Genomic DNA, 10,244 nt, shown 5'->3' with positions numbered 1-10,244 from the left:
GAGCTGGTAGGAGAGGTTTTGAAGGTTATGAAAGATCTTGCTGGTGAGGGCATGACGATGGTCGTTGTCACTCATGAAATGCGTTTTGCCCGTGATGTGGCCGATGAGGTCATTTTTATGGACGGTGGCGTCATTGTCGAACGAAACAAGCCAGAAGAGATTTTTACAAATCCAAAAGAAGAACGAACAAGGAAGTTCCTGAATATGATCCAATAAGGTGTTGTGGCGTGGGTGCCATGGCACTTTTTTATTTTTTAGACTTCTTTATAAACTTGGCTGTTGATTTGCGCTCTAGGCGCTTGGCTTTCCGCTCCAATCAACAGTGTTAACAATAGCCTTTGACACAGTCTGTTTTTCCAAAAAAATGTATAATTGTCCAAATCCTCTTTAAAAATGTCCAAAGTCCCCATAAAATTGTCCAATACCGTTAAAAAAATGTCCAATAGTCCCCAAAAATTGTCCAAACCACATAAAAAAATGTCCAAAGTCCAAATCATTTTGCAGTTCGTTCATAGAATATCCTCATTATTAGTGCAGGAGAATCTGAATCGGTATAGAAATTGATAAAAAACGAGAAATTTTTTGTGAAATGTGAAACTTTTCCATTTCCTATCCGTATTAAAGGTGTATACATAAGAAGGGATTGATGCTGATGGATGAGGAGTGGTTTGGAGTGCGATGAATTTTAAAAATGAACGATAAGGATTGGTGCGCATGGAACTTTTTGGCATTCCTTTAGAAATGGTTTATTTATATGGGTTAATCATTTCTGGTGTCTTAACGGTTTTATATGTTTTGTTTGCCGATGTATTTCATTTTCATGGAGCAGGTGACGGGGGACTGCATTTTTTCAACCCAGTCTTGATTTTTGCCTTCGTAACCATTCTTTCTGCAAGCGGTTACTTATTGGAAAGGCTTTCGTCAATACATTACCTGCTTAGCTTAGGGATTTCTGCAGTCTTCGCTTTAATTGCCGTTACCTTATTAAATGTGTTTGTGCTTGTTCCGTTATCATCTGCAGAGGAATCATTAGTGTACAAAGAATCAGATCTTCGCGGCAGAATTGGAACAGTTATCACCACGATTCCTTCAGATGGATTCGGTGAGGTGATGATTGACAGCACAAGTGGAAGAATTGCAAAGCCAGCATCAAGCTTTGATGGCGACTCCATTCCAAATGGAACACAGGTACTCGTTGTTCAGGTCAAAAATGGCGTACTGGAAGTAACTGTTCATCACCAATTAGAAAGCTTTATATAGGGGGTTATTCAATATGGATTTCGGATTTGTATGGATTATTATAGGAATTGTTGTCCTTATTTTCTTAGCATTAATCGGTGTCTTTATTACAAAGTACCGAACTGCAGGGCCAGATGAGGCACTGATTGTTACAGGAAGCTTTCTTGGAAACGGGAATGTCCACGTGGACGAATCAGGCAATAAAGTAAAAATCATCCGGGGCGGAGGAAGCTTTATTTTACCAGTTTTCCAACAGGCAAAGCCGCTAAGTTTGTTATCTAGTAAACTAGAAGTTACCACTCCTGAGGTATATACCGAGCAGGGGGTACCCGTCATGGCTGACGGAGTTGCCATCATAAAAATTGGCGGTTCGATCAGTGAGATTGCGACAGCTGCTGAGCAGTTTCTCGGCAAGCCGAAGGAAGACCGTGAAAATGAAGCTCGGGAAGTTTTAGAGGGCCATCTTCGTTCGATTCTCGGCTCCATGACAGTGGAAGAAATTTATAAAAATCGCGATAAATTTTCCCAGGAGGTCCAACGTGTTGCCTCTCAGGACCTGGCAAAAATGGGCCTGATCATTGTCTCCTTTACGATCAAGGACGTTCGTGACAAAAATGGCTACCTGGAGTCGCTCGGTAAGCCGCGGATTGCCCAGGTGAAGCGGGATGCCGATATCGCCACCGCAGAAGCAGAAAAAGAAACGCGCATTAAAAAAGCGGAAGCGGCGAAAGAAGCGAAGCGAAATGAATTGGAGCGGGCAACGGAAATTGCTGAAGCTGAAAAAATCAATCAGCTGAAAATTGCGGAATTCCGCCGCGAGCAGGATATTGCTAAGGCCCGCGCTGACCAGGCGTACGACCTTGAAAGTGCAAGATCGAAGCAGGATGTTACCGAACAGGAAATGCAAATCAAGATCATCGAGAGACAAAAGCAAATTGAATTGGAAGAAAAGGAAATTCTGCGCCGCGAGCGCCAGTACGATTCCGAAGTTAAGAAAAAGGCTGATGCTGACCGCTATTCCGTTGAGCAATCTGCGGCCGCAAACAAAGCCAGAGAAATCGCTGAAGCAGAAGCAAATAAATATCGTATTGAAGCGATGGCAAAAGCGGAAGCTGAGCGAATTCGTCTGGATGGTTTGGCGAAAGCTGAGGCTCAAAAGGCACAGGGTTCAACCGAAGCAGAGATTATCCGCCTAAAAGGTTTGGCCGAAGCAGAAGCGAAGGAAAAAATCGCTGAAGCCTTTGAGCAATTTGGTCAAGCAGCGATCCTCGACATGGTCATCAAAATGCTGCCTGAATACGCGAAACAAGTGGCAAGCCCATTATCCAATATTGATAAAATTACTGTTGTGGACACTGGGGGCGGTTCCGGTGCGGACGGTGGCGCCAACAAAATCACCAGCTATGCGACCAACCTGATGGCAAGTCTGCAAGAGTCACTAAAGGCATCAAGCGGTATTGATGTAAAAGAACTGATTGAAAACTACTCCGGTAAAGGAAATGTTCGGAAAAGCATCGATGAACTGACTGACGAAATCAAGAAAAAAGACGCATAAAAATGAAATGCCCACGTGATTTCAGAGCACGTGGGCATTATTATTTAAAGGATAATTTTAAATGTCGTTCCCACATTCAAATTGCTAAAAACTTCAATCGTCCCTCCATGAGCCTCCACCAACTGTTTCACAATCGAAAGCCCCAGGCCAGATCCCCCTAGAGCGCGGGTACGTGATTTATCCACCCGGTAAAACCGTTCAAAAATGCGAGCTAAATCCTTTTCAGGAATCCCTTTTCCCTCATCTGACAAGGTAATGTGAAGCTTGTCATCCTCCTGATTAACCTTCACAGTAATTTTCGTATGTGGCTCCGAATATTTCCGGGCATTGTCCAACAGATTAACAATTACCTGTTCAAATCGAATTGGATCCAGTTCTCTATAGAGTTCAGACGGGCATGAAAGTAGAAGCTCCTTATGGTTCTCTTTTAACGCTGGTGATACCTTTTCAATAATACTCTGAAAATAAGGGAGTAAATGCACCTCTTCTTTTTCGATCGAAAAAGAATTTTCATCCATTTTTGCTAGATGAAATAAATCCTTCACGAGCTTCGAAAGCTTAACAGCCTCTTCAAATATAATCCCTAAATAATTGTCCCGGTCCAAAGCAGTTGTATCATCACGGCGGGCAATTTCTGCATAGCCTTTGATATACGTCAATGGTGTCCTGAGCTCATGTGAGATACTGGCCAAAAACTCATTTCGTTCATTTTTTAATATTTCTAAGTCACTGGCCAGAACCTTTATCGATTCACCGAGCTCCCCAATTTCGTCCTTCCCTAGCTTCGGAAGGGAAACGGAAAAATCCCCATTACTGATCCGCTTCGTCGCATCACTCATCTTAATAAGTGGATGCGTAACTGCCCTTGTCAAAAAGACAATGATAATCAACATAAATAGAAGGGAAAGCAAGCCTGCAAGCAAAAAGTGCCTGTTTAACCCAGAAATTAAATCCCTGATTTTTTGCGTACTTTGGAACATATATACATAACCCTTAACCTTATTATCTATTACTACTGGGCTAATAGAGGCAATATAGGTTGCGTGCCTCCAGTCATCTTCTAAGATTAAACCATTATGAGGCACACTTTTTGGCGTTCCCTTTAAGATTTTCTTCATTTCATCCGTCACTTTATTTGACGACATATAAATGCCATCATCCGGTGTTGTAAGGATTACCTGGGTATCAGTCCGCGCCTCCATCATCGCAATATGCCTGATTGTTTCTTCTTGGAAGGAAGCCTCGAGAATTTCGCGATGATTATTGCCCCGAGTTTGAAGAGCCGACAACTCATCATGAACCCGGGAATGAATGATATTATCGTGTAAGAAAAACATCGAAATACATTCTAATAGAAAAATAGCGACAAAGAAAAGCAATCCTATTTTAAAAGAAATTTTATTCATGGAAAACAACTCCTCATGACCTAAGAATACTACATGTTTAGTCATGAGAAGTCCTCAAATTGTAACCATTTTCTTAAAATCAAAAAAATGGGGCATCCCGCAGCCGGGACACCCTGGTATAAAAAGAGAGGTTAAATTTGGGATGAGTAAGAGTTTTTCAACAAATTACTGCATCAAAGAGGCGATCATTAAAAACTGGGGGTCCTCAATGAATCTCCTCTTCCTTCATTACACTTACATCTTAAAGTGAAAAATTGAAGATGTTATGAAGAACTTGTGGTGAATTTGTGAAGTTAGAAAAATCACAGACCTATGATGATATAGTTAAGATATGGGGAGTGATAATAATGAGAATATTATTAGTAGACGATGAACGTAGAATCATAGAAGTTCTCGAAGCTTACCTAGAAAGAGAAGGCTATGAAATACATAGTGCCGATAATGGCATCGATGCCTTAAAAAAAGTCAAAACTATCAGACCTGATTTAATCATACTAGATTTAATGCTTCCTGACATTTCCGGTGAAGAGGTATGCCGTCTCGTCAGAAAAGATTCCGATGTACCGATTCTCATGCTGACCGCCAAATCGGCGGAGGATGACCGCATTAACGGGATTGTAATGGGGGCAGACGACTATTTAACAAAACCATTCAGCCCAAGGGAAGTCGTCGTTCGTGTTCAAGCGATTTTAAGACGTGCGAAAAAGACAGAAAAAGTAGAGCGTCTTGAATTCAATGGGAAAAAAATAGCGATCGACCTAGATAAAAAAGAAGTAACCGTAAATGGACAATATGTAACTCTTACTCCGATTGAATATAAACTGCTAACCAATTTGGCGGTAAACCCGGGACGAGTATACAGCAGAATGGACTTATTAGAAAAAATCCAGGATGAAGGCATGTATTATGAAGGCTACGAGCGCAGCGTCGACACTCATATAAAAAATCTTCGTAAAAAAATTGAACTGGATTCAAGGCAGCCGGATTTTATCGTAACGGTCTTTGGCATGGGCTACAAATTTGGAGGGGTGCTCGATGTTGCAAACACTCCGGTCTAAAATTCTTTTTTACCTTGTACTCATCTCGATGATCGGGATTTTAATCGTCAGCTTTTTTATCCAATATGGTTTTGAAGAAAGCTTTCACAGCTATTTAGACCGAAACCGCGAAAAAAAGATTGATAGAATTATCACGGAAATTGAGAAGGATTTTCGCAAAAATGGCCATTTTACAAGCGATCCGGTCTTTGGACTCTTACACGAGCACGCGATGACCGATCAGCTTTATTTTCAATTGTATGATCGCTATGGGCAGTTGCAAATGGATTCTTCGAACATTCACGGCATGCTGAATAGCTTAGGTTTAACCGAACCGACGCCGGACGGAGAGGAGTGGCACTCCAAAACCTATACCCTGAAAGTCGACAATGCCATTATTGGCAAGCTGGTTGCCATCTACCCGGAAGGCCTTATTGACGATGAATATACCTTTATCCAAACGATTCAATTATACATTCTGGCAGCCGTCTGTTTAACAATCATTCTCGCGATTATCTTCAGCATGCTATTTTCAAAAAAATTAACCTCAGGCTTAAATAAGCTTTCATTTGCAGCGGGGGAATTGCAGCAGCATAACTTGAACATTCGCATTCCCCTATCAGGTTTACCCGCAGAGGTAAAGCAAATCGCCATATCGTTCAATAATTTGGCTGAGTCTTTGGCCAAGGAAGAAATGCTTCGGAAGCAGTTTACAGGTGATCTTGCTCATGAATTGCGTACACCGCTCGCCACCTTAAGAAGTCAAATTGAGGCTTTTCAGGACGGAATCTGGGAGCCAACACGTGAGCGCCTTGCGACCAGTCATGAAGAACTGATGCGCTTAGTAAGACTTGTGAATGAATTAGAAAAATTGCTCGCAGCTGAAAATCCGCAAATCAGGCTTGATAAAATCGAATTAGATGCTGGCAGTGTGCTGGCAGCGTTATGGGAAATGTTTATGCCCTTGTTTAAAGAAAAGGGAGTCCAGCTTCATATTGAAGAACACGGCCAAGAGGAATTGTTCGAAGCGGACAAGGACCGCTTGATGCAAATTCTTTCAAACGTCCTCAACAATGCCTTGAAATATACGCCGGAAAGAAAAAATGTCATCATCTCCGTCGAAACCGAGATGGAAGGCTTTGTTGGTTTTAAAATACAAGATGAGGGTTCAGGTATGGCCGATGACGATATCCCTCATATTTTCGAGCGCTTTTATCGCGGCGATAAATCGCGTGACCGGAAAACAGGCGGAGTAGGAATTGGTTTATCCATTGTTAAAGCTTTAATGGATGCCCATAAAGGAGTCATAAAAGTAAAAAGCAAGCTGAATAAAGGAACGAGCATAACACTTTGGTTTCCGCAAGAAAAATAGGCCGCTGCATCTGCAGGGCCTATTTTAATAAATCCTTGATATGATATACTTTTCCGCTTTCGAGATTCTCGCTAAGTAGGGATTCAATTAAAGCATTTGCTACGATATCGGGTTTTAATAACAGCTTCTTTTCCTTATATTCTTTAAATTGGTCAAGGTCCTTAAATGCATCCTTAGTAGATGAACGAATGGTTCCCTGCATGTTCGTATCCATCACTCCAGGGCTAAAGGCGATAATTTTATGATTCGAATTTAATTCCGATTGTTCGAGGGCTGCCGTTTGCGTGAACATATTCAGCCCTGCTTTGGAACTGCAATACACACTCCAGCCTTCAATCGATCTGACTGCGGCACCAGAAGTTACATTGATGATTTGGACTAGCGTTTCCGTAAGCTGCGCTTTACTTAAAAACAAATTCGTAATCAGAATGGGGGCAATCAAGTTGATTTGAATGTTCCGAATGACGGACGTTTGATCGAGGTGGCCGACCGTATGGATGGGCTCAATTACACCTGCATTGTTAAAAACAATGATTTCTGCTGGATTCTTTTGAAAAATACAATGAGCAATTTCCATAAATACTTCTTGGACTTCTTCCTCTAATGCAAGGTTACAAGAATAATGCTGATAGAAAAGACCTTTTTCTAATGCCAGCTTTTTAATTTCCTTATTTTCAGAGCGCGAAACAGAAACAACCGCAATTTGTTCCTGTATCAGCCGTTTGGCAATAGCCTCTCCTAATCCCTTTGATGCTCCCGTAATGATCGCATATTTCAAAAAAACTCCCCCTTTATGTAATTCATAACATATTCTATTCTCCCCACTTTTTTAAAGCAAATAAAAAGAGCAGTCCCAAATGGAACTGCTCAGATTGTCGAGAAAGGTAATTTTTTTCGGCAATTTTTTATGAATTGGTTGCCTCTGCTAACTGGCCTGTTGATTTCCGCTCCAATCAACAGGGGGGAGGTCAACCAAAGTAGTTGCAACACACCTTTTGTCTTGACTTGTTCAATAAGTTAGAAGAGTTTCATATAATTTTCACAAACTTCACTCATTGTTCAATTGTGAGCAATGAAGTTTGTTGTAATATAGTAGTAGAAATTAAAATTGTGGTTGGAGGATGGCAGTGAATGGCAAAGCTTTTATATATTACGGCAAATCCGAAAATTGATATAAAACTTTCTAAAGGAATGCAAATTGGGGAAGTATTTTTAGAAGAATTTAAAAAGGCACAGCCTGATGTGGAAATTGAGCGCTGGCATTTATATGATATGGACATCCCTGTTATTGATATGGACTTGTTATATGCACGGGCGAAATTATCCTTTATGGGCTATACAAAAGAACAGCTATCGGAAGCGGAACGCACGAAAATTGAAAAAATGCATGCGCTGGCCGACAGATTTATTGAGGCGGATTATTATGTGTTTGTGACTCCGATTTGGAACTTCGGAGCACCAGCGATTGTCAAGGCGTTTATGGATTGTTTATTTATTGCTGGAAAAACTTTCACCTACACAGAACACGGGGCAAAAGGGCTTCTCACAGGCAGAAAGGCCATCCATATTCAAACGCGCGGAGGCATTTACTCTACTGGACCGATGGTGGAATTTGAAATGGGCGATCGTTACTTAAGAAAGGTATTCGAATTCCTAGGCTTCGAGAGCTTGGATACGGTCATTGCAGAAGGGGTGGATCATTTTCCAAAAAAAGTACCTGAAATTATGTCAAAAGCTAAAGAACAAGCAGCAGAAGCCGCCAGAGAAATGGCTGAGCTGCCCGTTAAACAATAAAAAAATGCGGCTCTGAGAGTCGCATTTTTTTATTAGAACTTACCTGTGAATTGGAAAAATAGAACCATTAATCCCAAAACCCAAACATAGATAGCAAATGGCTTTAAGGAATGCTTCTTCAAGTAGCCAATCATCCATCTAACCGCAACATAGCCGAAGAGAGCAGAAGAGATAATCCCAACAAGCAGGGCAGATAATGAGATTTCTTCCCCTGCACCGCCAAGCAGATCCTTCGTTTGCAAGACAATGGCTCCTGCGATGGCTGGTGTTGATAATAAGAAGGAGAAATAGGCGGCAGTTTCTCGGTCCAATTTTCGCCACAGGGCTGCAACGATCGTCATCCCCGAGCGAGATATCGCCGGCATAATCGCAACTGCCTGAAAAGTTCCAATGATCAATGCATCCTTATAGCTGATGTCGTCCATTTTTTTATGTCCATTTTTTACAGAATCAGCGAACCATAGGAAAATACCAGTAATCAAAAATTCCCAGCCAATCGTCACACCTGTTTTCGATATTTCATCAATAAAATCCTTAAAAGCAAGTCCAAAGATAACGGCAGGAATCGTTCCGACAATTAGCAAAAACGTTAATTTGCTGAACGGTTTTTTGATGATTTTAATAAATTCATCCTTATAAAAAACAAAGACAGCAAGCAAAGTGCCGACATGAAGCATCGTATCGAGTAAAAGACCTGCTTCCTGCAAGCCAAATAAATTTCTTCCTAAATAGAGATGTCCTGTACTACTGATCGGCAAAAATTCTGTTAACCCCTGGATAATCCCAAGTATCAGCGCTTCTAATTTCGTTAACATACATTCCCTCACATTCTAAAAATAACTTGTACTATTAAAAGATATGTCCGACTAGTTATTGAAATTCTCTTCTGTTTTAGGATTTATTTTCCAATGTGGTCAATTAAAAACTCAAACAAAATATGTGCAATTTGTTTGTCTTATCCCATAAAATAGGAGTAAAGCCCTTCCGAGAGGAGATACACGTTTGGAAAACAAACATCTGCATTTTAATACTTCAATCGGTGTCAAAAAGCCTGAAAGTATCCGCAACAAAGCGCAGGCCTGCCCTTTTTGTGACAGGGACCAGCTGACCGGCCTGATTGCAGTGGACGGCCCAATCATTCTATTGAAAAATAAATATCCCGTTCTAGAAAATGCCTATCAAACGGTGTTAATTGAAACAGACGATTGCCATGCTGAATTATCAACCTACTCCAAAGAGCATTTACATAGATTGATTAAGTTCGGCATCAAGCATTGGTTAGAGATGGAGGAAACCAGAGAATATCGTTCGGTTATTTTTTTCAAAAATCATGGTCCTTTATCCGGCGGCACGATCGCTCATCCCCATATGCAAATCATTGGGCTCCATGATCTGGATTATAAAGAAAAAGCTAATCATGAGATGTTTCAAGGAATTATGATTGATGAAGGGGAAGGGGCAAAGCTGATTCTGTCCACGAAACCCCGCGTCGGTTTTTATGAATTTAATATCGAAATGGCGGATTCGTGTTACCAGGAAAGATTTTCGGAGTATTTGCAAATCGCGGTTCATTATATTCTCAACCATTTTCCCTTTAAGGCCAACAGCTATAATGTGTTTTTTCATCATCTTGATGGAAAAATTTACGCCAAGGTGGTTCCGCGTTTTGTTACGACGCCATTGTATATTGGATATGGCCTGCCGCAGGTGCCGAATAATTTAGAGTGGATGGCTGAAGAGTTGAAACGAATTTATTTTTGTAAATAAATCCATTCAATGGTTAGAAGTTGTGATTTAAGCTTGAAAAAAATATAATGGAGGAATGTACAAGTTCATATTAA

Annotated in this window: 9 protein-coding genes and 1 pseudogene; 7 read left to right on the top strand and 3 right to left on the bottom strand. The window is 41.0% G+C overall.

Features of this window, described 5'->3' with window-relative positions; all coding sequences use genetic code 11:
* The 3 genes and pseudogenes from AC59HZ_RS21935 to floT all read left to right on the top strand — a co-directional run.
* Positions 1-216, top strand: a pseudogene (locus AC59HZ_RS21935) (ectoine/hydroxyectoine ABC transporter ATP-binding protein EhuA); the annotation flags it as partial.
* 498 nt (positions 217-714) lie between these two features.
* Entirely contained in the window at positions 715-1,260 is a 546-nt protein-coding gene (locus AC59HZ_RS21930; RefSeq protein ID WP_496547890.1) for an NfeD family protein, read from the top strand.
* 13 nt (positions 1,261-1,273) lie between these two features.
* Entirely contained in the window at positions 1,274-2,794 is a 1,521-nt protein-coding gene (gene floT, locus AC59HZ_RS21925; protein ID WP_496547889.1) for a flotillin lipid rafts scaffold protein FloT, read from the top strand.
* Between the two features lie 44 nt (positions 2,795-2,838).
* On the opposite strand, the gene AC59HZ_RS21920 is transcribed toward floT, so the two are convergent.
* The gene (locus AC59HZ_RS21920) at positions 2,839-4,200 is read right to left on the bottom strand and encodes a sensor histidine kinase (RefSeq protein ID WP_496547888.1); all 1,362 of its coding nucleotides are present in this window, start codon (positions 4,198-4,200) and stop codon (positions 2,839-2,841) included.
* 347 nt (positions 4,201-4,547) lie between these two features.
* Between AC59HZ_RS21920 and AC59HZ_RS21915 the strand changes: the two genes are divergently transcribed.
* Together AC59HZ_RS21915 and AC59HZ_RS21910 are read left to right on the top strand one after the other, a co-directional pair.
* Positions 4,548-5,258: a response regulator transcription factor gene (locus AC59HZ_RS21915; RefSeq protein ID WP_496547887.1), complete on the top strand. Its 711-nt coding sequence runs from the start codon at positions 4,548-4,550 to the stop codon at positions 5,256-5,258.
* On the top strand, positions 5,236-6,609 hold the full coding sequence (locus AC59HZ_RS21910) for a sensor histidine kinase (RefSeq protein ID WP_496547886.1): 1,374 nt from the start codon (positions 5,236-5,238) through the stop codon (positions 6,607-6,609). The genes AC59HZ_RS21915 and AC59HZ_RS21910 overlap by 23 nt, the downstream gene beginning before the upstream one ends.
* 19 nt (positions 6,610-6,628) lie before the next feature.
* On the opposite strand, the gene AC59HZ_RS21905 is transcribed toward AC59HZ_RS21910, so the two are convergent.
* Positions 6,629-7,387 (bottom strand): (S)-benzoin forming benzil reductase, encoded by a 759-nt coding sequence (locus AC59HZ_RS21905; protein WP_496547885.1) that lies wholly within the window; start codon positions 7,385-7,387, stop codon positions 6,629-6,631.
* A 353-nt stretch (positions 7,388-7,740) separates the two neighbouring features.
* Between AC59HZ_RS21905 and AC59HZ_RS21900 the strand changes: the two genes are divergently transcribed.
* Positions 7,741-8,403, top strand: a complete 663-nt coding sequence (locus AC59HZ_RS21900) for an FMN-dependent NADH-azoreductase (protein ID WP_496547884.1) — start codon at positions 7,741-7,743, stop codon at positions 8,401-8,403.
* A gap of 32 nt (positions 8,404-8,435) precedes the next feature.
* On the opposite strand, the gene AC59HZ_RS21895 is transcribed toward AC59HZ_RS21900, so the two are convergent.
* Positions 8,436-9,218, bottom strand: coding sequence for an undecaprenyl-diphosphate phosphatase (locus tag AC59HZ_RS21895; protein ID WP_496547883.1), 783 nt, complete (start codon positions 9,216-9,218; stop codon positions 8,436-8,438).
* 187 nt (positions 9,219-9,405) lie between these two features.
* On the opposite strand from AC59HZ_RS21895, the gene AC59HZ_RS21890 reads away from it, so the two are divergent.
* A complete protein-coding gene (locus AC59HZ_RS21890; protein WP_496547882.1) occupies positions 9,406-10,170 on the top strand; it encodes a DUF4931 domain-containing protein in 765 nt (254 codons plus the stop codon).
* Positions 10,171-10,244 lie beyond the last annotated feature (74 nt).

The sequence above is a fragment of the Neobacillus sp. DZ-9 genome (assembly GCF_059587065.1).
Note: the sequence above shows the minus strand (reverse complement) of the source record. Positions and strands in the feature narration are given on the sequence as shown.

Excerpts from the sequence above, each read along its gene's own strand:
- AC59HZ_RS21930 (WP_496547890.1), top strand. The coding sequence starts at position 715 with ATGGAACTTTTTGGCATTCCTTTAGAAATGGTTTATTTATATGGGTTA.
- floT (WP_496547889.1), top strand. The coding sequence starts at position 1,274 with ATGGATTTCGGATTTGTATGGATTATTATAGGAATTGTTGTCCTTATT.
- AC59HZ_RS21920 (WP_496547888.1), bottom strand. The coding sequence starts at position 4,200 with ATGAATAAAATTTCTTTTAAAATAGGATTGCTTTTCTTTGTCGCTATT.
- AC59HZ_RS21915 (WP_496547887.1), top strand. The coding sequence starts at position 4,548 with ATGAGAATATTATTAGTAGACGATGAACGTAGAATCATAGAAGTTCTC.
- AC59HZ_RS21910 (WP_496547886.1), top strand. The coding sequence starts at position 5,236 with ATGTTGCAAACACTCCGGTCTAAAATTCTTTTTTACCTTGTACTCATC.
- AC59HZ_RS21900 (WP_496547884.1), top strand. The coding sequence starts at position 7,741 with ATGGCAAAGCTTTTATATATTACGGCAAATCCGAAAATTGATATAAAA.
- AC59HZ_RS21895 (WP_496547883.1), bottom strand. The coding sequence starts at position 9,218 with ATGTTAACGAAATTAGAAGCGCTGATACTTGGGATTATCCAGGGGTTA.